Consider the following 21149-nt stretch of genomic DNA (forward strand, 5'->3'; position numbering starts at 1 on the left):
GTTCACTCAGAATAATTAACATGATCAAGATAGATAAAATAAAACAACTGGCCCAAGAACAACTGGACCAATGGATCAGCATTCGCCGACATCTCCACCAATATCCCGAACTCTCTTTTGAAGAATGGGAAACCGCTAATTATATCGCCTCTTGCCTAGATCGCTGGGGCATTAGCTACCAAAGAGGAATGGTCAAAACAGGGATTTTTGCCCAAATTGAAGGCAAAAATCCCGATGCGGCCTGCATTACGCTCCGTGCCGATATAGACGCGCTCCCTATCCAAGAACAAACAGGCCTGCCCTTTAGCTCTAAAAATGAGGGCTGTATGCACGCCTGCGGTCATGATGTGCATACGACTTCCCTACTCGCTACCGCCTTTATCCTTAATGAACTTAAGGAGGAGTTTGAGGGCCGCGTTCAACTGATTTTCCAACCCGGCGAAGAACTGCTACCCGGCGGCGCTAGCCAAGTTCTGGCCGAAGGCTGGCTGGACCAAAGCCTAGCTTTCCCGATTCTGGGCCAACATGTAGAACCTAGCCTACCCGCTGGACAGGTTGGCTTTCATCCCGGCCCTTTCATGGCCTCCGCCGATGAGCTCTATCTCTCTGTTTATGGTAAGGGCGGACATGCCGCCCGCCCCCAAGACTGTAATGATGTGGTCCTGATTGCCTCTCATCTAGTGGTCGCCCTCCAACAGTTGATTAGCCGATTTAGAGACCCCCTCCAACCCTCGGTCCTTAGTTTTGGCAAGATGAATACCGCAGGCGGCGCCACTAATGTCCTGCCCGAACGCATTGACCTTGAAGGCACATTCAGAGCCTTCAATGAGGAATGGCGAGCCGAAGCCCACCAAAAAATGCAACAACTCTGTCAGCAAATGGCCAAAAGTATGGGCGGCCGTGCCGAGCTGGAAATCAGAAAGGGCTACCCCTATTTGCACAATGATGAAGCCCTCACGCATAGCCTCATACAAGCCGCCCGCGACTATGTCGGAACCGATAATTTGGTCCTCTTGCCCCAACGCATGGGGGCCGAAGATTTTGGCTTTTATGCCCAACAACTGCCCGCCTGCTTCTATCGCTTGGGCACGGGCATTGGCCCAGGGCTGCACCACCCCAAATTTTCTCCCGATGAAGCAACCGCCCTCCCCTTAGGGGCTGGACTCATGGCCCATCTGGCCCTTTTTCAGCTAAATCAACAGATCAAAAAGGCCTAGTTGTTTGCCTCCTAGCTTTTGCTTAACTTGCAGCCAATTCGCGTTGAACTCATTTGAAAACATAGAGGCTCGACCTCTTCAAAGCTTTTTTTTCTATGAAATTTTTTGTGGATACGGCCAATCTGGCCCAAATTCAAGAAGCCGCCGACCTTGGCGTTTTGGATGGTGTAACGACCAACCCCTCTCTAATGGCCAAAGAAGGCATCAAAGGCGAGGAAGCCGTGCGCCAACACTACCTAGACATCTGCAATATTGTGGACGGTCCCGTAAGTGCCGAAGTGATTGCCACTGACTTTGAGGGCATGATCAAAGAAGGCGAAGCCCTAGCCGCCCTACATCCCAATATCGTCGTGAAGGTCCCTATGATTGAGGATGGCGTGAAAGCCCTTCGCTACTTTAGCGATAAAGGCATCAAAACTAACTGTACGCTCGTCTTTTCGGCTGGACAAGCAATTTTGGCCGCCAAAGCAGGCGCTACCTACGTTTCTCCCTTTATTGGCCGCATTGATGACATTAACTGGAATGGCGTGGAATTGATCGAACAGATTGTCCATATCTACCAAAACTTTGCTTTCCGCACTCAGGTTTTGGCCGCTTCTATCCGCAACCCCTTGCATATTGTACAATGTGCAGAGCTCGGCGCAGATGTGGTCACTTGCCCCCTTTCTGCCATGAAAGGTATGCTCAAGCACCCCCTTACAGATATCGGTTTGCAAAAGTTTTTGGCCGATCACGCTAAAAATAATGGCTAGTTAAAGTCCATGAAGATAAAGGCTACTTTTCAGTAGCCTTTTTTTTTGGGGCCTCCGCTGCGGCTTCGCCTTGCGGCGCTACGTTCCGCAGCTCGCTATTACTTGCTTCGCTGCGTCGGCTCCCGTTGGTCGGGTCGCTCGGCCCTGCGCCGCCTAAGGCGGCTTGGTCTGGCCTAACGGCCACTGCTGCACATCGCTAGGCCAATTGCTTCTCCTCCGCTCTAATACTCTGGGGGAATTTCCCCCAGCTAATCTGCAGATTACAATTGACGTGGGCGCGGCGCCCAACCTAATCTGCAAATTACAATTGGCGTGGGCGTGACGCCCAGCCTAATCTGCAGATTACAATTGACGTGGGCGTGGCGCCCAGCCTAATCTGCAAATTACAATTGACGTGGGCGTGGCGCCCAGCCTAATCTGCAAATTACAATTGACGTGGGCGTGGCGCCCAGCCTAATCTGCAAATTACAATTAGCTTGGGGAGGGTCTCTAAGGCCCTATCTTTTTTTTCTGGACCGACCCTACTACAAATTAGCTAGGCTTGCTTAGCTCAGCGATTTTAAAATTAGTTGTATTTTGCCTGAAGAGGCTTGAGGGGGGGAGCTCCTGTTCATTATATTAAATATGGATTGCATCTAGAAGGAGCGAAGCGACTGGCCTAGCGATGCGAAAGGGGGCGGCGAAGCCGCAGACCAAGGCCGTCAGGCCGCAGGGCCGAGCAGACCTGCGAGCCCTGAAGCGTAGCGCCTGCAGCTTTGCTGCAGGAGGCCCCAAAACAACAGCAGCAAGAGCATAAAAAACAGCAAACTAAAATGGGAAGAACAGAAGATTGGGCATTTATTGCGGAGCATCAGGCGGGGGATTTGGTGCAATTGGCTTTGCAATTGGCCAAGCGGCCGGACTTAGATCGTTCCTTTATTTTGGAGCAGATCAATGGGCGGCAAAAGGCCAAAGAAAAGCTGCCAGATTGGGTAGCGCGGGAAGGTTTAGTTTTTCCTTCTCGTTTGTCGATGCAGCAGTCTTCTAGCCAGATGACCGCCCAAAAAAAGGCCGAGTATTTAGCGGGGGGCACTCTAGTTGATTTGACGGGAGGTTTTGGGGTAGATAGTTATTATTTGGGGCAGCAATTTGAGCGGGTTTATCATGTGGAGCCGCAAAAAGAGTTGCAAGAGATTGTGCGGGCCAACTTTGCGCTTTTGGGATTTGATCGGGCGGAGTTTTTTTTGGGCAAGGCAGAGGAATTTTTGGCGCAGGCTGATTTGCCAGCGATAGATTGCTTTTACATAGATCCTAGTCGAAGATCGGAAGGGCAAAAAGTCTTTCGTTTAGATGATTGTCAGCCGCAGTTATTGGAAATATTGCCTCGTTTATTGGAGCTTGCGCCTCGGGTTTGGCTCAAGGCGGCCAGTATGTTGGATATACAGCAGGCTTTGCAGCAATTGGGGGGGCGAGTTCGGCAAGTTTATATTTTGGCTTGGCGCAATGAGTGCAAAGAGTTGCTGTTTGAAATTGGGCGGGAGTTGCAAGCTTCTCCTCAGCTACAGATTGAAGAAATTTATCCTCAGCGGGCTTTTTCCTTTCATTTTGAGTTGATAGAAGAAGAGCGGGCTCAAGTGAATTATGGGCCATTGGGCAGCTATGTATATTTGCCGCATACGGCCTTGCTCAAGGCGGGGGCCTTCAAGCTTTTGGCGGAGCGTTATGGTTTGCAAAAATTGGCGCCCAACAGTCATGTTTATAGTAGTGAGGAGGAGGTCAAGGACTTTCCGGGTCGGAGTTTTCGGCTTTTGCGCAGCATCCCCTACCCCAGCAAGGCGAGTAAAAAGTTGGGCTTGGCCAAGGCGCAGATCATTAGTAAAAACTTTGGTTTAACGGTAGAGCAATTGCGAAAAAAGCTCAAGATCAAGCAGAGTGGCGGGCCGTATTTATTGGCTAGTCGAGATCAGGAGGGCAAGACCTGCTTGTATGAATTGGCGCCTTTGTTTTAAATAGAATTCTTCCTCCCTAAAATTTTTATTAAATTGTAGATACTTTAAACCCAAGCAGAAGGATTTTTGGGGAGGATGCTCCCTTAATATCCTTTTTTTGTCCCCCAATCCCTACTACAGCCTTCGGGCAACAGACCTAGAACTTAATTATGCGTGCTCCCCGTTTTCTGTTTTTTTTTCCAGAGGCCAAACGTCAAGCGAAATTAGAAGAAACGCTTTTGTGTTTGGGTAGCTTTTGGAGTATGATCGTTTGTTTTACGTTCTGGCTGCTTAGTTTTTTCTATGATTATCAGTCGGCTACCCCTTTAGGGGCATTTTTAGGGGGGCTAGGTTTTTTGGGTTTATTTTCTTGGGTCAAGTTCAAGGCATTTTCGCCTTGGTTATCCTTTCTCTACATTTTACTTGCGCTTTGTCTTTTGGATGGCTTGTGGGTCATGGTGGGGGGCATTTATAGTGATTTGCCTATTTTGCTCTTATTGGCCTTTTTCATCTCCTTGATGATATCGAACAAAGGCTGGTTGTGGGTGGCCATGTTATTAAATTTCTCCAATTTTGCATTTTTGCTCTTGCTGCATTTTTATTATCCAGAGAGCATCAACCATCATCCTTCTGCGGCGGAGGTGGCCTTCACTAGTTTTACAAGTTTAGGGATTTCCTTAATCTCTATTTGGGTTTTGATGGGCATCTTAAAAGAGCGTTATCAGTTGAGTCAGGAGCAATTGGAGAATAGGAATCTGGCCCTATTGGATGCGAGTGAGGCCAAATCGCAGTTTTTGGCGCAGATGAGTCATGAAATTCGCACGCCCATGAATGGAATGTTGGGCATGGCCGAGCTCCTAGTGAATAGTCCATTGAGTGAGGAGCAACAAGAGTATGCACAGACCTTAAAGCAGAGTGGCGAGCAACTCTTACAGATCGTCAATGAGATTTTGGATTATTCTAAGCTAGAGGCTGGGGGCTGGCATTTGCAGGAGCAAGAATTTGAGTTGGAGCGTTGTTTAGAAGAGGCCATCAACATTGCCGTTTCTAGGGCGGTGGCCAAAGGGCTAAGTCTTCGTTATTTTCCAGATGCGCATTTACCTGAACAACTGATCGGGGATGCCACTAAGATTCGGCAGATGCTATTAAATCTCTTGGATAATGCCATTAAGTATAGCAATCAGGGCTGTATCTCCATATATATGTCCAAATTACGGGAAGAAGAAGATCGAGTTTGGGTAGAGTTTCGCTTAACAGATCAGGGTATAGGAATCCCCAAGGCCAAACAGGCCGATTTATTTAAGGAATTTTCGCAGCTCTCTAATCAGCAATCCGATAGTAATTTGGGAACAGGTTTGGGCTTGGCTATTGTGCGGCAATTGGCCGAACAAATGGGGGGAAATGTAGGCGTAGAAAGTGAAGAGGGACAAGGAGCCAGCTTTTACTTCCGCCTCCCCTTACTCTTAGCCGCACAAAAATCGGCCAGTTTATTTAAGGGCAAACGGCTCTTTTTATTGAGCAAGAATAAAGATGTTGCTTGCTTTTTCGAAGCTATTTGTCAGCGCTGGGAGATGGAATACTTCCAGTTTTGGGAACCCGACGCAAGTTACGAAGCTGTGGAGCTTGGCGTCATTCCCTCACCTGATTTTGTCTTTTTTGATAGTCAATTGCAAGACCCTGAGGAAGTATTGAGTTGGCCTTGTCCACAGTTTTTGATTTTAGCATTAGGGGAAGAACGCAAGCTCAGTCGCAACTTTCAGGCTGAAGTTGCAGCCCCTTTGCGCCCCTTGCGAATTAAAAAGCTGTTGATCAATCAGATGTCGGTAATTCAAAATAACAAAGAAGAGCTTACAGCCATGCCGTGGAGCAATAAAAAAGTACTTTTAGCAGAAGATAATCGAATCAATCAGCGGCTCATGCAGCAGGTTTTAGTGCGTTTAGGACTAGAGGTACAGCTGGTCCAAAATGGTCAAGAGGCCCTAGATTTTTTAGCCCAAGAAGAAGTGGATCTCATTTTTATGGACCTACAAATGCCTGTTTTAGATGGTCGGGCGGCCAGCAAACAAATACGGGCGGCACAAATTAATACGCCTATTATTGCGCTTAGTGGAGAAGAGGAAGCAGAGATAGAAGGAATAAATGGCTTTCTACAAAAGCCCATTGCATTAGAAAAACTGCAAGCTTGCTTAAGCTTGTTTTTTTCTCCCCAAGATGTATAAATAGTAACTAGTTAATAAGCTTTTTTGGGGCTGCCCCGCCCTACGGGCGGGTCGGGCTGTCTCGCAGCTCGCTATTCGCTCGGCCCTGCGCGCGCAAAGCGCCTTGGTCTGGCCTGACGGCCACTGCTGCCCATCCCTCAGCCTGCGGCCCTTCGGGCCTGCTCTACGCAATTGGACCAGAAAATCCTAGCGCTTTTTGGGCGGAAAAAGCTCAAAACGCTTCTGAAAATCCTTCAACAAAGCATTCTGCTTCAAAAAGTGAACATATTTCTCCCGATCTGTCGTCGGACGAAACTTAGGTTTGGGAATATCCTCTTCTTTGGGCTCTTCTATCTCAAAACGATATTGCAATTGAGGCAACCCAAATTCTTCCCGCAACTGATTGAGCAAAGCTTGCTCATCACCTATCGCATCTTTTACTCTTTGGCTACTCACCACTAAGCCCAAAGCCTGCTCCTCCTTCGGAAAAACCGTCAATTTTGCCGAGCGCAAAAGCGCCTGCATAGAAGGCGATTCCATTTGTTGTGCATAAGCCTCCCAAAGGGCCAAAACCGCCTTTTCTTCCCATGTTTTATGGACCAATTGCTTTTTGCGCTCTTCTTCTGCCTGAATTTCCGCTTTGAGTTCATCTATTGCCGTAGCCTTCTTTTTCAAACGCTCTTTTAAACTCTTTTTAGGCGTTTTTTCGCCCTTGGGCATTTCTTCTTTGGGAACTTCAGCCTGCTCTACAACTTTAGGGGCCTGCTTTTCTTGGGGCACTTCCTTTTTGGCTATGGGGTGCTCAAGCTCTTGACGTTCTTCGGTTTTTGTTTCTGTTGGCACTTGTACATATTGGACCAACTGCTGAGGGGCCAAAGTTTGTGGTTGTATTGCTCTGCGAATATGGGCCATTTTAATCAGGGCCATTTCTACATGTAGGCGTTTGTTTCTCGCCATCTTATAATTTACATCGCAGGCAGCACTTAAACTCAAAGCCGAAACCAAAATATCTTTAGGCGCCAATTGGGCCTGCTGCTGATAACGCTGGCGCAACTTTTCACTTAGGTCCAATAAACCTAAAGTACTGGCTTCTTGGGCCATCAATAAATTGCGCAAATGCAGAGAAAGGCCATCTAAGAAAATGTCTCCATCAAATCCCTTTCGCTGAATTTGGTCAAAGATGAGCAGCAATTGCTGCATATCTTCGCTCAAAATGGCATCTATAATCTTAAAGTAGTAATCATAATCTAAGATATTCAGGTTTTCAATCACATCCTCATAGCGGATATGACTACCTGAAAAACTGACCATGCGGTCAAAAATAGAAAGGGCATCCCGCAAAGCACCATCTGCTTTTTGGGCAATCATGTTGAGTGCCTCTTCTTCGGCCTCAATCCCCTCCTCTTGGCAAATCTTGGCCAAATGAGCACGCATATCCGCCACCTGAATCCGATTAAAATCAAAGATTTGACAGCGAGACAAAATAGTAGGAATAATTTTATGCTTCTCGGTAGTTGCCAAAATGAAAATGGCATAAGAAGGCGGCTCCTCTAAGGTTTTCAGAAAAGCATTAAAGGCCGCTTGAGAAAGCATGTGCACCTCATCAATAATATAGATTTTATAGCGTCCTTTTTGAGGAGCAAAGCGCACCTGCTCAATCAAAGAGCGAATATGTTCTACGGAGTTATTGGAGGCCGCATCCAACTCATGAATATTGAGCGAGGCATTTTCTCTAAAAGCTGCACAAGAGGGGCATTCATCGCAAGGCTCGGTATCCGAAGTTGGATTTTCACAATTGAGTAATTTGGCCAAAATACGAGCACAGGTCGTTTTGCCCACCCCTCTTGGTCCACAAAACAAAAACGCTTGGGCCAAATGGTCCGAGCGGATGGCATTTTTGAGGGTATTAGAAACATGCTGTTGGCCCACAACCGAATCAAAGCGGATGGGACGATATTTGCGGGCGGAAACGACGAAATTACTCATAATAATTTAACTTGTAGGGCAAAGATAGGCTTTCTAAATGAACTTAGAAGCCGTTCTGAATAGAAGACTGCAAAAACTTCTGCGGTCCCTTGGCCTAGCGATGTGCAGCAGTGGCCGTCAGGCCAGACCAAGGCGCTGCAAGCGCCGCAGGGCCGAGCGAATAGCGAGCTGCGAAACGTAGCGCCGCAAGGCAAAGCCGCAGCGGAGGCCCCAAAAAATAAAACAAATCCCCTTAAATATGCGTATACTTACAGTTATTATTTTATTCTTTTTTTTAGTGCGTTGTTCAGCTCCTCCAGAAGCAGTAGAAGAGCAGCCAGCCCCTGTAGTTGTAGAAAAAGTGGTGCCTGCGGCTCCTATTCCGCCGCCGCCATCGCCTGTAGTAGAAGTAGATAGCAGTGCGCCCAAGCGGGGCAAAAAGCCCAATTTGCAGCCCGCTTTTCCTCAATTTGATAGTTTGGCTCATGATTTTGGGGCTATTTTGCAAGATTCGGTGGTCCAGTACCGCTTTCATTTTGAGAATACGGGTGGTCGCCCTTTAGAGATAGAGTCGGTGCAGGGCAGTTGTGGTTGTATACAGGGCAGCCAGCCGTTTTTGCCTATTGGGCCGGGAGAAAAAAGTTATATAGATGTTCGTTTTGACAGCCGTGGGCGGCAGGGGGCCGAGTACAAATATCTGCTTGTAAATTGGAAGGGAAATGAGGAGCCATTGAAGCTAGAGGTCCGCGCAAAAGTCTTGTTAAAAGATAAAAAATAGTGGTATATTCGAGAGTATAACCAAAAAACTATTTGCAATGAAAAACTTTATCTTTTTGGCCTTTTTAGGGGCCTTACTTTTGGGCCAAACGGCCTGTAAGCGCAGTGTAGAAGGCGAGACACAGAGTTGGGAGGCCAACAAAGGCAACATTCAAAAACTATCGGCCAAGTACAGCAATTTCAAGCCAGCTTTTGAAGAAATCCTCAAAAAGGCCGAGGCCAAAATGAGTGAAGCCCAAGGCTTGAGCGATGAGAAGGCCAAGATTTCGGCCATGTCAGAAGCCAACAGCATCATTCGCCCCAAGTTTGTGCGTGGATTAGAAGGCATGGATCGTAAAATCTCCACTTTAGAGGATCTGATGGCCAAGGCTGCACAACAGTCTAAAGACCATAGCGATCGCGATGCAGCTTGGGCGGCCAAAAGTAGTGGCGATCGGGCAATCCGAGAAGCTCGCGAGCTTATTCGCAGCGCAAAAGTTAGCTCGGCTGCAGTAGCAGATGGCATTGTTAGCGATGCAGAGCGTCAGCTTGCTTCGGCCCAAAAACGTCTGCAAGAGGTGGTTAAAGTCGCTAAAGAAAAAGCGGAAGCCGACAAGCAGGCCCAAGCCGATGAAAAAGCAGCAGAAACGGCCAAGGAAGAAGCAGAAGAGAAAAAGGCTTCTCCCATCAAATGTGCGCATTGTGGAAACATGAACAAGCCAGGCAGCTTAAAATGTAGCTCTTGTACCGCTCCCTTAGAGCAAAATAAATAAGCCCTATAAATAGGGATAAAAAAAGCCGCAAAGGAAAATTCCTTTGCGGCTTTGTCATTTATTGGCCAAAAATCTGTGCCCAATAATAGCCCCATTCGCTATCTTCTTCGGCGACTAGGCCGGCGCCCATAAAGCGGGCATCGGGATCTAGCATATTTTGGAGATGCCCCGGACTATTATACCAGAGGTCAAAAACGGCTGTTGCAGTGGCCGTTCCAACGGCAATATTTTCGGCTAGCGGGAACAGCTCCTCTTGACAAAAGGGTTTAATCTTCTCAAAGGTATCGGCCACTTTTTTTAGTTTTCGGCCTTTGCGGTCATAGAGCCCATGTTCAAAATATCCGTCTATTATCATATCTTTGGCATGATATCTTGCTGCCCAACTGAGTTCTTTGGACCAACTAAGGGCTGCTAATCCCCTACTTTGTCGAAGTTCATTAACGAGTTCTAGCAACTTTTGCTCCTCAAGCTCATTAGAAGAAGCGATGCGTTCATTGCCTTGCGGCAGGCCCTTAAAACTTTGCGCCTCTAGGCGAAGGGCGGCCACAGAAAGCAAAGTCAAAATGATAAAGAAAATCTGAAATTGCATTGCGCTAAAAGTTAAAATTGAAATAATGAAACAGCTATTTTGTCTGCTCGTTTTTTTTGGAGCCAGCCTTTTTGCTGAAAGTTGGGCCCAATCGAACCCTTGTCAAACCGTAGAACTCTATCTTTATGCCAAAGATAACAGCGGCTTTATTGCAGATGCAAATATTCGCTTTTGGCGAGCAGCCGACAGCCTGAGCTATCGGCTGAAAACAGATTCTTTGGGCCGCTGCAGAGCCTGTTTACCCTTGGCCCAAAAGAAGTATCAGGTCCAAATCCAACACAAAATTTTCTCTACTCAAAATTTTTCGCTCCAACTCGATGGTAGCGATAGTACAATCTATAAAAAAGTAGGCCTAGACCGCCTTCCAGGCTATTTACTGGAATTGAGTATTACCGAGTTTTTGAATAGCAAAGATAGCCTAAGCTCTGGAGAGTATAGCCTGGCAGGAGTGACCATCGAGATTTATAACAAAACCCAATATAAACAAGAACTTCGCTTGGTTGAACACCCTCATCACGAGATTTCCTTTTTGATGGAGCAGGGCAATGAGTATATTTTCATGCTCCGCAAACAAGGCTATTATAGCAAGCGAATGCGGGCCAATGTGAATGTCAATGACTGCATTTTGTGCATGGAAGGTTTTGGAGAACTAACCCCCGGCGTCGCCGAATCCCTTACGCAGGATAATAGCATGGGAACCTTGGTCAGCAATGTGAATTTGCGCCCCTTGGCAGTAGGCGAAAAAATGAAATTGGACAATATTTACTATGATTACGGCAGCTCTCAAATTCGGCCCGAAAGCTATGCTACCCTAGACCAATTGGCCGAAATGATGCGCGACAACCCCAATGTTTATATGGAGCTTTCGGCCCATACCGATGCTCGAGGGAGTAAGGCCTTTAATTTAGAACTTTCGCAAACTCGGGCCAATAATGTGGTCCAATACATCAAACAACGCCTACCCAATGGAGCCGATCGGGTCAAGGCTCAAGGTTATGGAGAATCCAAGCCCCTCAATTCTTGCATAGATGGCATCAATTGTAGCGAGGAACTCCACCAGCAAAACCGCCGAACCGAACTCTTGGTCCTTGATGTTCTAGATGATGAGGATTATATCAACCGCCCGCTGGCCTCTATTATGCAAGAAGAACTGGAATCCGAGATTTTAGCGGCCAACAATAGCTCCTACTTTAAAGAGAAGGACCCTAGCCAACAAAAAGCACAACAAACGCCCACGATTCCAGAACCAATTCCAGCCAATTATAGCGGCTACAAAATTGAATTGAGCCGCAGCCAAGAGAGTCCCGCCCTCGACCACCCTATTTTCATGGCCTTTTCAGAGGTTTTCCTTGACATTGACGATCAAGGAGTTATTAGCTTCATGGTCGGCGATTATCCCTCTCAAGCAGAGGTAAATAAGGCCTTAGACAAATTTCGTTCACGCTTTTCTAAAGCAAGGGCAGTTTATTATAAAATGGGCGTTCGTCAATAGTTTTGGGGCTGCCCCTCGCTTCGCTCAGGTCGGGCTGTGTCAGGGCTCGCTATTCGCTCGGCCCTGCGGCGGCTTTGCCGCCTTGGTCTGGCCTGCGGCCCCCCTTTTCCATCCCTCAGCCTGCGGCCCTTTGGGCCTGCTAGACCCAATTGGACCAAAAAAAGCCGAGCCTGCTCAAAGCAGACTCGACTTCACTTAATAACCCTAAAACCTTAACCTTTGGCTTAATTCACTTAAGCCTCTGGAAAACCAAAAAACGCTTACTTAACTCGAATGCTGATCTTCTCCTTTTTGGGCTCCACTTTTTTAGGAACCTCTAATTGGAGAATACCATTTTCATAGCTAGCAGTGATATTTTCTAAGTCGTATTTATTGGATAAACGGAGCTTGCGCTCAAAGGTTGTGAAAGCGAACTCTCTTTGTCTAACTTTAACATTTTCAGGCAGTTCCTTAACATTTTTTTGCGCAGAGATATGGAGGAGGTCCTTATCTAGCTCCAATTTAAAATCTTCTTTTTGGAAGCCAGGTGCGGCCAATTCTAGCAAAAGGCCAGTTTCCGTTTCAAAGACATTGAGCATAGGTTGTTGATGCGCTTGGTCTTGACCAAAAAATTGTTGTAGAGGTTCTTGCTTGAGCAGCTGTTCTAGCTCTTTGCCTAATTCATTAAAGGGAAAACCGAAGAAGTGATTTGCTTTTGCGTTTTTCATAGCTGTATTATTTTCTTACTCTTTTAATATTTAAGCTGGCCTTGGGCCAGTATGTCTATCGAAGCTTCAACCTCTATTAGACAAGTTTGAGACCAAGGGCCAAAAAGAAGAAAATAAGTGCCATTTTGGCAGCTCACTTTAAAAAACACTGCCAAAATGGCAAAAACGGTTTTAAATGGCTGTCATTTTGGTCCAATTGCGGTTTTGCAGGGCGCGAAGCCGCCGCAAAGGAGCGCAGCGACGCGGCTGAGGGATGGAAAGTGGGGCGGCGCAGCCGCAGACCGAGCGGGCTTTGCCCGCGAAGGGCCGAGCGAATAGCGAGCCACGACACAGCCCGACCCGAGCGAAGCGAGGGGCAGCCCCAAAAAAAATCCCCTCTCAAAATGAAAGGGGATCTTGATTTTATTTATTCAGCTTGATATAATCCTTTAGGATAAAGGCGACTTCTTCTAGATAGGCATCTTTTGCTAAGTTTTCGTGCCATTTCTTAAAGCTATTGGCCTTTGTGCTATCGCTAGCAATTTGGTCCTTATCGGCATTGAGGTTATAAATATTAAAGTCCTCAATTTTGGGCATCATATCTTTGTAATGTTCGGCCTCTTTATCCGTTTGGGCCTGATGTGCCTCATAATCTTCAAGTTGAAGAGGATAAACAGTTTCTTCTTGTTGTTTTTCCAGCCATTTTCCGTGTTCTTCTAGCAGCTGAAAAGTTTTGCTTTTTTCTTGGCGTTTCTCGCTTTTGCTCAAGATTTTGGGCAAAGTCTTTATCTTCTTTTTGTGATAGTTGGCGGGGTCAATTTCGGACCAAGCCATAGGATAATCCTCATCTTTTTCGCCCACTTTGAGGTAGCTATAGCTACCAGGCAACACGATATCGGGTTCAACGCCTTTGAGCTGTGTAGAGCCGCCATTGATGCGATAAAACTTTTGAATAGTAATTTTGAGGCTACCTAGTGCGCCCAAATCTTTGTAGCGGGGCGGAACCACGGCATCGAGGTCCATAAAGCGTTGCACCGTTCCCTTACCAAAAGTAGAGGGGCTTGTGCCTACGATAATGGCGCGGCCATAATCTTGCAAAGCGGCGGCCATAATTTCGGAAGCAGAAGCCGAGTACGCATTAACGAGGATAATCAATGGCCCTGTGTAGAGCGCTCCAGCATTCTGATCTTCTAATACGTACGGTCGATTATCTCGGCTTTTAACTTGAACCACAGGCCCTCGATCAATAAAAAGCCCCGTCATTTTAACTACATCGGAGAGTGATCCTCCACCATTAAAACGAAGGTCGATTACAATCCCATCAATATCTTCTTTAAGTAATTTTCGGACCTCTTCCTCTACATCAACAGCGCAGCGGCGACCTTTTGGATCTTGGAAATCGGCATAAAAGCTACGCAAATCGATCAAACCCATTTTTACATCGGCTGCTTTATGTTCGATAATTGCAGACTTAGCATAACTCTCTTCAAGGACGACTACATCTCGGATGATAGGAATAATTTTGGTTTCGCCGCTTGTTTTCTTCACCGTCAGGCGCACCTCGGTTCCTTTTTTTCCGCGAATCATAGGAAGTACATCATCAATGCGCATATCAACTACATTGACCGCCTCTTCGTTGCCCTGGGCTACCTTAATAATTTTGTCATTGACTTCTAGTTCACCTTGTTTCCAAGAAGCAGAACCTGGAACAATATTCACTACCTTAATATAGCCATCTTCTTGGCGCAGTTGGGCCCCTATTCCCTCCAATTTACCCGACATACGGATATTAAAATTCTCCTTTTCGAGTGGGGGAAAATAGCCAGAATGGGGTTCATGTGCATTCGCAAAAGCATTTACATAATTGGCAATGCGGTCATCTCGGCCATCTTTTTTGATATTTTCGGACCATTCCCGATAGCTTTTGAGCAACTTTTCCCGCTCTTCTTTTTCAATCACTTCAAAGCTTTTAATACTATCTAGCTCTTCCCCCTTTTCTTGAGCCTTTTCTTGGCGCTCTAAGCGATCGTGTACCCGACCAAGCACTTGCAATTTAAGGTAATCGTGCCAACGAGCTTTAAGGGCTTCAGGACTATCTAAAAACTCTAATTTTTCGCCATCCATCTGAAACTCTCCTTTTTCAGCAAAGCTAAAAGGCTTCGCCAGAATTTCTTCATAATAGCCTTCTACTTGCTTAATTCGTTGATCAAAGGTATTATTGACCAGATTAAAAAAGCTAAAATCGCCAGCTTGAGCTGCATCATCTAATTTGAATTTAAAATCTTCAAACTTTTTGACATCATCGGCCAAGAAAAAACGCTTATTCAGGTCCATTCGCTTCAAATAAAGCGCATAAACTTTTTCCGAAAACTCATCATTGATGGCTTCAGGCGCATAATGATTGTAGCGCATGCTTTGCAGCACCACTTCAAGCAGCAGTTCTTCTCTATTCGAGAGATCCCCACTAATTTGGGGTTGGTTATTTTGCCCTTGCTGCCAACGGAAGGCAATCAGCAGGCTGCAAGCGGCAGTAATTAAGAGGAGTTTACGGATCATAACTTATAGTTCGGTATAATTTATTAAGCCAGGGGCAAAAAAGAAGATAGCGTATTTTTGTTAAAATTTGCAGGCTACTTCTTCTATTGGGCTATAAAATAGGGCCATTCATTTTGCTTTAACAAATTTTAATACGTTAGAACGATATTTTTAGTTGATTTTTTAGAAAAATTTGGGCCAAATCTATGCTGAAGTAGATAAAGCGCAACAATTTTGAGGAAAGGGCGCCTATTTTGGGGCTGCCCCTCGCTTCGCTCGGGTCGGGCTGTATCGCAGCTCGCTATTCGCTCGGCCCTGCGCGGGCTTCGCCCGCTGGGTCTGGCCTACGGCCACTGCTGTCCATCCCTCAGCCTGCGGCCCTTTGGGCCTATAAAACGCAAAAAGCCCCAATTTGCTTAAGCAAATTGGGGCAAATCAGATCAAACAAGACCTATTGTACCGTTTCGTTTAGTACTTGTAGGCGCTGAGAAACTTCTTGGCCAGCCTCATTATAAAGACGGAAAATATAATATCCATCTTCAAAGGTTTTAAGGTTAACAGCCTTATAATTATTACCTGGGGTTAGGCTCATCTTATTTTGAGCCACCAATTCGAGGCTTTGCGCCTCATAGATTTCAAATTCTAGTTCTTGAGCATCTTTAGCATTCACTCCAAAAAGAAAATAACCTTCTTGAACAGGTTCTGGAGACATACTCAAAGTTACTGGCAACTCCTTTTGTTTATTATCGGCTCCCATCAAGCTAGCCAATAAACGTTGGCTAAAAGCGGCATCACCTGCTTTTCGGTCAGCTTCTGCCAAAGCCTCTACTGGTTCTTTAAATACCTCTGCGGGAATTTGTCCTTCTGCTTGGGCCAAAGGCAAACGATCAAATTTTTCTACCACCAAAGTCTTTACATCTAGTTTGCCTCGTTGAGCAGACTCTGTAATGATTTTTTCGGTTTTAACTGCTGTAGTTGCACTGCCAGCAGCATTATCACAGTCACATTGACAGCCATAGGCTAGAAAAGCGATGGCAATAGGTAGGTAAATTGCTTTTTTAAACATCCTTCTTAATTTTAGGGCTAACGAACTATTTAAAATAAATTCATTTTAAGGAAAAAAAGAGCGTACTGTTCCACAGCCGCTCTTTTTAAAAATTGTTCAGACAAAAACAGCGTCTGAATATTAGTCACGCTTGATAACGACTGTATTAGTCATTTCTTTACCAGCTTCATCTTTAAGCTTGAAGAAATATTTACCTTCTTCTAGGCTAGATACTTTTAGTGCTTTGTAGTTATGACCTTGGTTGAGGCTAAATTTGTTGTTAGCGGCTAGCTCGAAACCTTCTTCATCGTACATTTCGAACATAACATCTTTAGCTTCTTCTGCTTTAAGGCCAAAAACGAACATATCATCTACAGCTTTATCTTCCATAGTAAGTTCGATACCTGCAAGCTGATCTTCTTTTTCAGCAGACATCAAAGAGCTGTGAATATCATTTACAGCATCCTCGTTTTGTTTTGCACTAGCTTTTTTAGCTTCTACAACAAAAACGTCTTCAGCAGTAATAGCAACATCTGCACCTTGAAACTGGACAGTTTGCACACCACGTGTACTGTTTACATTTTGGATATTTACAGCAGTAGCGGCCTGCTGGCTGTCAGAGCCACAAGAGCCCATAGTAAATAAAACAGCGGCAGCAAGGAGGAAGCTTGACAACTTTTTCATAAGAAGTGGTTTTAATGTGATAGTAAATAATAGGCATTGGCTGTTGAAGCCAATTGTTTTGGGGTATAATTGCTATTGAAACAAGGGGTTCAATTAGCGCTATATACCTTTATGACAATAATACTGACTTTGTTACCTTTAAAGCCATTTTTTTTCAAAAAAAAGCTCAGACCTTCACTAAACCTAAATAGATTATTTCCAAAGAATTAGCCACAGTTAGAATATAAGGTCCTTCTTCTAGGCTAGAGGTAGAAATAACTAGGTTTGTTTTTCCATTTTTAATGGGAATAGTTTCTTTGGCTAAGCGGTTAAAGCCATCTTGATCAAAGAACTGTAGCTCTATATCGATTTCTTCTTCTGTTTCTAATTGCAAATAAAGACGATCTTGCCCTTCTTTCTTGTACGCCAATTGGATAGGGTTTTCAGCTAGTTCATTGGCTTTAGTCAATAATTCTCTTAGTTGTGCTTGACTTTTACTGGATAAGCTTCCCTTCCCTCTTAAAAAGAGTTTTACCTCTTTTAATTTGGTATCTACCTCATCTAGTTGAGCTAATTGGGGAAAGTCTGAAAAATGGAGTTGATGTCCTCGTACACTACTATCTGCCTGCAAGCCTTCAATATTAACTTCTGGGTTAGGCGTGCCCCCTGGTCCACAAGCAGTGACCAAAAAGAGCAGGACAAAATAAATAATACGATACTTTAGAAACATTGGGAGTGGTTTTGTAGACCAGTTGTCTATGTTAGAAGTGTAGTTTAACAAGCTAGAGATCCCTCTCTTTTTAGACTGTCACTTAATAGCACTTCTAGGAGACTTAAATATAAGCATATTTAACGAGCCTTTAAGGTATTTTAGCACAAAAAGGACAGCTTTTTAGTAGGCTGTCCTTTAGGCTCATCATTGGCTTATCTGGATAATAAACTACTCTCTTTCAATAGAGAACATTTCATTCAATTCGGCTCCAGCTTGATTTTTAAGCTTAAAGTAGTACGTTCCTTCTTTTAGGCTACTGACTTTGATCGCTTTGTAGTTTTTGCCTTCTGTTACTTCGATGCTATTGTTGGCCGCTAGTTCAAAGCCCTCTTCATCATACATCTCAAAAGTGAGGTTTTCATCAGCATTTGATTCTAGAGAAAAGGCAAAAATGTCATTGATAGGACCTTCGGCCATAGTCATTTTAACATCTAGTTTTTGGGCCTCATTTTCAGCTTTAGCTAAGGAACGCATGATTCCCGTTACTGCCTCTTCATTTTGCTTATCTTTAGCTTTAAGGATAATCATATCCTCAGCTGCAATACTTACCGCATCGCCAGCAATGCTAAATTTTTGAGCACCACGAGTTTCTTCTAGATTGATGCTTGCGGCCATACTGCTCCCAGCCTTCTTGGCCAAGTCATCGCCACAACTACTCATTGTAAAAAGAACAATTGCGCTGAAGAGGAATAGTAAATTGAGTTTCTTCATGGTTGGTGTGATTTAAGAGTTGCTTTTTTAAAATTTTCTATTGATTTTACTATATTATATCGGTTGGGCTACTGCCAAACCGTCTAATATTCTAACATTTTCTCGTCCTAATATCAAAAATAATGCAAAACCAAGATAAACAAGAACTTAATATTCAAATTTCTGAAGAAGTAGCTGATGGCATCTATTCTAACCTAGCTATTATCAGCCACTCTCCTGATGAGGTAGTTTTAGACTTCATTCGTTTGGTACCGAATATTGATCATGCACGAGTGAAATCTCGTATATTAATGAGCCCTCATCATGCCAAGCGTTTGTTGGCCGCTTTGTCTGATAATCTACAGCGTTATGAGCAAGAATTTGGTCCCATTCAGGATCCAAGAAATCCTAGTCGAAATAGTAGTTTATCTTTTTCTGGCCCTAAAGGCCAAGCTTAAATTAATGCGCCCAAAATCAAGCCAAAAGCCCTTTTTAAGGGCTTTTTTTTATGAGCTAAATTAGCCTTGGCAGGCGGCTTGGCCGCCGCAGAGGAGCGCAGCGACTCGACTGGCTGAGGGATGGAAAGTGGGGCGGCGAAGCCGCAGACCGAGCCAGCTTGCTGGCGAAGGGCCGAGCGATCAGCGAGCCACGACACAGCCCGACCCGCCCAAAGGGCGGGGCAGCCCCAAAAAATGATTATTAATTGAATAAGCGCCAAGCAATAGAAAGGCGCAGCCAATTATTAGCTTCGGCATAGCGATAAGTGCTAAAGTAATTTTGGTTCTCCCAGAAATAGCTCAAATTCTGATAGTTGAGGCCAATTCGGAAGCGATAGACCTTGAGGACAAAAAAGGCATCTAACTGAGGATAAAAGCTGAGTTGCTGCTGATCTTGTAAGTAAAATTGGTTCCAAGTAGGGGCATAAGCTTGTGCATAGAAGGCTGTTTGATAGCGGAGGCGGAAGCCAAATTCCCAGCTTGCATTTCGGAAATATTTGCCTTTGAAGTAGAGCTTTTGTTGAATTTGGCCTTGGGGTAAGGGCCAATATTTTTCGTTTCCATTGACCAATTGGCCCACTAAACGAGTTTCCGCATAAAAGCCTCGATAGTGTAGACTTTGTTTGAGTTCTAATTGAAGTAGTCCTAGGCCCACTTGCAACTGTTCAGGCTGGCCCGAAAGATTGTAGATAATGGGATTTTGGCGGAGAAAATATTGTGCTTTGAGGCTTCCCTCCTGCCCTTTCCAACTTAGGCCTAGGCCTAAATTTATTTCTTGACTTTGGCTAAAATCATTGTCCCAAATTTGTTGGCCTGACAAATAGGCGTTCTGTTCTAAAAAGCTGGGGCGGAACTGCTGCATTTGTCCCCAAGCCGCTGCAGCTAGTCCTTTAAACAAAGGACGTTCATACTGCAGTTGAAACTGATAGTCTAGGGCTTTATTGCCTCCTAAAATCTTGGCAGAAGCAGATAGGCCTTTAAGTTGGTAATTGGCTCCAGCAAAAAGGCTATGGATATGTTCTAAGGCTAGTGGTTCTTGTTTTACCGCTTGGTATCTGTGTCCAAAATAAAGCTGCAGATTATTCATTCGATAAGTCAGCTGATTTTGGATCTTTTGCTGTTGCATGGCCATTCGCAAGCCGCGATTATTCACTTGAAGTGGGCCATAAAAGCTACTATCTGTAGCCAGATTATTATCAAAAAACTTATAGCGCTCTTGTTGATAGCGTATTTGATGTTCCCAATTTTTCCAATTTTGGCGATAAAGCAATTCTAAAAAGCGATTTTCCTGTCTGGGAGAGTCATTATCTCCTTCATTCAGTCCTATCTCTGCTGTTTCTAAAAAGTCATTGCTCAAGCCTTGCAAAGTCGTATCCTGAAGGCCTCCATTTTCACTTTGATTCTGACTAGAGGAGACAAAAAACAGACTGCCTTTATAAGCTCCTTTTTTATAGTGAATTTGAGCGCCAAAATCTCGGTGTTGGCTGGCCAAGCTATTAAAATAGCCTCTTTGGCTCAGCACACTATACTGTAGTCCATAATACAACTGATCATTATATTGCTGACTCAACTCGGCTTTGAGGGCAATATTTCTTAGGTTAATTTGACTATAATAGAGATTGGTTAGGGCCTTCTTATCTTCCACTTGATAAATCCGGAGCTGTTCGGGCCGAAGCCGGTAAGCTTCCAGATGCTCTCCAGCGCCCAAGCGCGGCCCCAATTCTTTTTCTTCATATTGCCAAGTTTTGGCAAAAACGGGCGTTCCCCAATGGCCCAAATTCCCATAGTTTTCGGTCCAACTTTCGCCCCCCCAGCCCCAAGCAAAATCATGCATATAGCCTAAGCTAGTGTCTAACACTAGCCAGTCATTTTCTGAAAGCGCATAACGCCATTCTATTTTTAAGCTATCGCCTAATTTCTGAAAGCGCTCGGCTTCTGTAGCCTTGGGCATACTATCCTGTTGCAGGCTATCTAAAGGGGTTTGGGCCCAACTGCTGTTTGCTAAAAAGAGGAAAACAGCCAAAAGAACAATTCGCATAGAGCTTTATTTTTTGCGCAAAAAAAAGCCATAGACACTTGGGGTCCATGGCTTTTTATTAAAACTTCGAAAGAAAAAGCAACTTACTTTTTCTTCTTGTCAGCAGCAGCTTTAAGGCTAGTGCGTAGATCCTTGTTATCTACAGTACCAGCAAGCTCTTTACCTGCCTTAAATTTTACAGTTACCTTATCGCTAATTTGGATTTCCTTCTGTGTAGAAGGGTTGATTCCTTTGCGAGCAGCACGATAGTTCACATCAAAAGTACCAAAACCAACCAAAGTGATTTTTTGGCCTGCTTTCAAAGTGTCTGCAATAGTTTCTAGGGTAGCGTTCAAGGCTGCAGCAGCATCAGCTTTTTTCAAACCAGCAGCTTCTGCAATTTTGTCGATCAAATCTCCTTTGTTCATAGTTAAATTCTAGATTATCCAAATGATACAGTAATTCTTGCGCCCTGAAAAGCTAGCTTGGGGTAGTTTGAATAGAGCAGGGGGGCTCTCTGTCTAAGGCTTCTTAC

At 44.9% G+C, this 21149-nt stretch carries 18 protein-coding genes; 8 read left to right on the top strand and 10 right to left on the bottom strand.

Annotation, left to right across the window (positions count from 1 at the left end):
* The first annotated feature begins 20 nt into the window (after positions 1-20).
* The 4 genes from PPO43_RS04515 to PPO43_RS04530 all read left to right on the top strand — a co-directional run bounded on the left by PPO43_RS04515 (position 21) and on the right by PPO43_RS04530 (position 6155).
* A complete protein-coding gene (locus PPO43_RS04515) occupies positions 21-1217 on the top strand; it encodes a M20 metallopeptidase family protein (RefSeq protein WP_272620620.1) in 1197 nt (398 codons plus the stop codon).
* A gap of 95 nt (positions 1218-1312) precedes the next feature.
* Positions 1313-1969, top strand: coding sequence for a fructose-6-phosphate aldolase (gene fsa, locus PPO43_RS04520; RefSeq protein ID WP_272620621.1), 657 nt, complete (start codon positions 1313-1315; stop codon positions 1967-1969).
* A gap of 812 nt (positions 1970-2781) precedes the next feature.
* Entirely contained in the window at positions 2782-3957 is a 1176-nt protein-coding gene (locus PPO43_RS04525) for a THUMP-like domain-containing protein (RefSeq protein ID WP_272620622.1), read from the top strand.
* A gap of 149 nt (positions 3958-4106) precedes the next feature.
* Positions 4107-6155 (top strand): ATP-binding protein, encoded by a 2049-nt coding sequence (locus PPO43_RS04530; RefSeq protein ID WP_272620623.1) that lies wholly within the window; start codon positions 4107-4109, stop codon positions 6153-6155.
* Positions 6156-6341: 186 nt separating this feature from the next.
* Here the strand turns inward: PPO43_RS04530 and PPO43_RS04535 are convergent, their stop codons facing one another.
* Positions 6342-8120 carry a DNA polymerase III subunit gamma/tau gene (locus PPO43_RS04535; protein WP_272620624.1) on the bottom strand — a complete coding sequence of 593 codons (1779 nt, stop codon included), beginning with the start codon at positions 8118-8120 and terminating at the stop codon, positions 6342-6344.
* A gap of 238 nt (positions 8121-8358) precedes the next feature.
* On the opposite strand from PPO43_RS04535, the gene PPO43_RS04540 reads away from it, so the two are divergent.
* Both PPO43_RS04540 and PPO43_RS04545 read left to right on the top strand, forming a co-directional pair.
* Positions 8359-8877, top strand: coding sequence for a DUF1573 domain-containing protein (locus PPO43_RS04540; protein WP_272620625.1), 519 nt, complete (start codon positions 8359-8361; stop codon positions 8875-8877).
* 37 nt (positions 8878-8914) lie between these two features.
* Positions 8915-9628: a hypothetical protein gene (locus PPO43_RS04545; RefSeq protein ID WP_272620626.1), complete on the top strand. Its 714-nt coding sequence runs from the start codon at positions 8915-8917 to the stop codon at positions 9626-9628.
* Between the two features lie 58 nt (positions 9629-9686).
* Here the strand turns inward: PPO43_RS04545 and PPO43_RS04550 are convergent, their stop codons facing one another.
* Positions 9687-10217 carry a CAP domain-containing protein gene (locus PPO43_RS04550; RefSeq protein ID WP_272620627.1) on the bottom strand — a complete coding sequence of 177 codons (531 nt, stop codon included), beginning with the start codon at positions 10215-10217 and terminating at the stop codon, positions 9687-9689.
* Positions 10218-10242: 25 nt separating this feature from the next.
* On the opposite strand from PPO43_RS04550, the gene PPO43_RS04555 reads away from it, so the two are divergent.
* The gene (locus PPO43_RS04555) at positions 10243-11709 is read left to right on the top strand and encodes an OmpA family protein (protein ID WP_272620628.1); all 1467 of its coding nucleotides are present in this window, start codon (positions 10243-10245) and stop codon (positions 11707-11709) included.
* Positions 11710-11969: 260 nt separating this feature from the next.
* Here PPO43_RS04555 and PPO43_RS04560 read toward each other — a convergent pair whose 3' ends face one another.
* The 6 genes from PPO43_RS04560 to PPO43_RS04585 all read right to left on the bottom strand — a co-directional run bounded on the left by PPO43_RS04560 (position 11970) and on the right by PPO43_RS04585 (position 18121).
* Positions 11970-12416, bottom strand: coding sequence for an Hsp20/alpha crystallin family protein (locus PPO43_RS04560; protein ID WP_272620629.1), 447 nt, complete (start codon positions 12414-12416; stop codon positions 11970-11972).
* A gap of 402 nt (positions 12417-12818) precedes the next feature.
* Complete coding sequence (locus PPO43_RS04565; RefSeq protein WP_272620630.1) at positions 12819-14951, bottom strand: carboxy terminal-processing peptidase; 2133 nt, start codon at positions 14949-14951, stop codon at positions 12819-12821.
* A gap of 430 nt (positions 14952-15381) precedes the next feature.
* Positions 15382-15996 (bottom strand): hypothetical protein, encoded by a 615-nt coding sequence (locus PPO43_RS04570; protein ID WP_272620631.1) that lies wholly within the window; start codon positions 15994-15996, stop codon positions 15382-15384.
* A 120-nt stretch (positions 15997-16116) separates the two neighbouring features.
* On the bottom strand, positions 16117-16659 hold the full coding sequence (locus tag PPO43_RS04575) for a hypothetical protein (RefSeq protein WP_272620632.1): 543 nt from the start codon (positions 16657-16659) through the stop codon (positions 16117-16119).
* Positions 16660-16825: 166 nt separating this feature from the next.
* A complete protein-coding gene (locus PPO43_RS04580) occupies positions 16826-17368 on the bottom strand; it encodes a hypothetical protein (RefSeq protein ID WP_272620633.1) in 543 nt (180 codons plus the stop codon).
* A 210-nt stretch (positions 17369-17578) separates the two neighbouring features.
* Complete coding sequence (locus PPO43_RS04585; protein WP_272620634.1) at positions 17579-18121, bottom strand: hypothetical protein; 543 nt, start codon at positions 18119-18121, stop codon at positions 17579-17581.
* 122 nt (positions 18122-18243) lie between these two features.
* Between PPO43_RS04585 and PPO43_RS04590 the strand changes: the two genes are divergently transcribed.
* A complete protein-coding gene (locus tag PPO43_RS04590) occupies positions 18244-18558 on the top strand; it encodes a DUF3467 domain-containing protein (protein ID WP_272620635.1) in 315 nt (104 codons plus the stop codon).
* A gap of 241 nt (positions 18559-18799) precedes the next feature.
* Here PPO43_RS04590 and PPO43_RS04595 read toward each other — a convergent pair whose 3' ends face one another.
* Both PPO43_RS04595 and PPO43_RS04600 read right to left on the bottom strand, forming a co-directional pair.
* Positions 18800-20635 carry a putative porin gene (locus tag PPO43_RS04595; protein ID WP_272620636.1) on the bottom strand — a complete coding sequence of 612 codons (1836 nt, stop codon included), beginning with the start codon at positions 20633-20635 and terminating at the stop codon, positions 18800-18802.
* Positions 20636-20718: 83 nt separating this feature from the next.
* Positions 20719-21042, bottom strand: a complete 324-nt coding sequence (locus PPO43_RS04600; RefSeq protein ID WP_272620637.1) for an HU family DNA-binding protein — start codon at positions 21040-21042, stop codon at positions 20719-20721.
* Positions 21043-21149: the final 107 nt, after the last annotated feature.

Source organism: Saprospira sp. CCB-QB6 (assembly GCF_028464065.1).
In the GTDB taxonomy this organism is placed as follows: Bacteria; Bacteroidota; Bacteroidia; order Chitinophagales; family Saprospiraceae; genus Saprospira.

Bases quoted from the DNA above. Each gene is read 5' to 3' on its own strand.
- PPO43_RS04515 (WP_272620620.1), top strand. From the start codon at position 21: ATGATCAAGATAGATAAAATAAAACAACTGGCCCAAGAACAACTGGAC.
- fsa (WP_272620621.1), top strand. From the start codon at position 1,313: ATGAAATTTTTTGTGGATACGGCCAATCTGGCCCAAATTCAAGAAGCC.
- PPO43_RS04525 (WP_272620622.1), top strand. From the start codon at position 2,782: ATGGGAAGAACAGAAGATTGGGCATTTATTGCGGAGCATCAGGCGGGG.
- PPO43_RS04530 (WP_272620623.1), top strand. From the start codon at position 4,107: ATGCGTGCTCCCCGTTTTCTGTTTTTTTTTCCAGAGGCCAAACGTCAA.
- PPO43_RS04535 (WP_272620624.1), bottom strand. From the start codon at position 8,120: ATGAGTAATTTCGTCGTTTCCGCCCGCAAATATCGTCCCATCCGCTTT.
- PPO43_RS04540 (WP_272620625.1), top strand. From the start codon at position 8,359: ATGCGTATACTTACAGTTATTATTTTATTCTTTTTTTTAGTGCGTTGT.
- PPO43_RS04545 (WP_272620626.1), top strand. From the start codon at position 8,915: ATGAAAAACTTTATCTTTTTGGCCTTTTTAGGGGCCTTACTTTTGGGC.
- PPO43_RS04550 (WP_272620627.1), bottom strand. From the start codon at position 10,217: ATGCAATTTCAGATTTTCTTTATCATTTTGACTTTGCTTTCTGTGGCC.
- PPO43_RS04555 (WP_272620628.1), top strand. From the start codon at position 10,243: ATGAAACAGCTATTTTGTCTGCTCGTTTTTTTTGGAGCCAGCCTTTTT.
- PPO43_RS04560 (WP_272620629.1), bottom strand. From the start codon at position 12,416: ATGAAAAACGCAAAAGCAAATCACTTCTTCGGTTTTCCCTTTAATGAA.
- PPO43_RS04565 (WP_272620630.1), bottom strand. From the start codon at position 14,951: ATGATCCGTAAACTCCTCTTAATTACTGCCGCTTGCAGCCTGCTGATT.
- PPO43_RS04570 (WP_272620631.1), bottom strand. From the start codon at position 15,996: ATGTTTAAAAAAGCAATTTACCTACCTATTGCCATCGCTTTTCTAGCC.
- PPO43_RS04575 (WP_272620632.1), bottom strand. From the start codon at position 16,659: ATGAAAAAGTTGTCAAGCTTCCTCCTTGCTGCCGCTGTTTTATTTACT.
- PPO43_RS04580 (WP_272620633.1), bottom strand. From the start codon at position 17,368: ATGTTTCTAAAGTATCGTATTATTTATTTTGTCCTGCTCTTTTTGGTC.
- PPO43_RS04585 (WP_272620634.1), bottom strand. From the start codon at position 18,121: ATGAAGAAACTCAATTTACTATTCCTCTTCAGCGCAATTGTTCTTTTT.
- PPO43_RS04590 (WP_272620635.1), top strand. From the start codon at position 18,244: ATGCAAAACCAAGATAAACAAGAACTTAATATTCAAATTTCTGAAGAA.
- PPO43_RS04595 (WP_272620636.1), bottom strand. From the start codon at position 20,635: ATGCGAATTGTTCTTTTGGCTGTTTTCCTCTTTTTAGCAAACAGCAGT.
- PPO43_RS04600 (WP_272620637.1), bottom strand. From the start codon at position 21,042: ATGAACAAAGGAGATTTGATCGACAAAATTGCAGAAGCTGCTGGTTTG.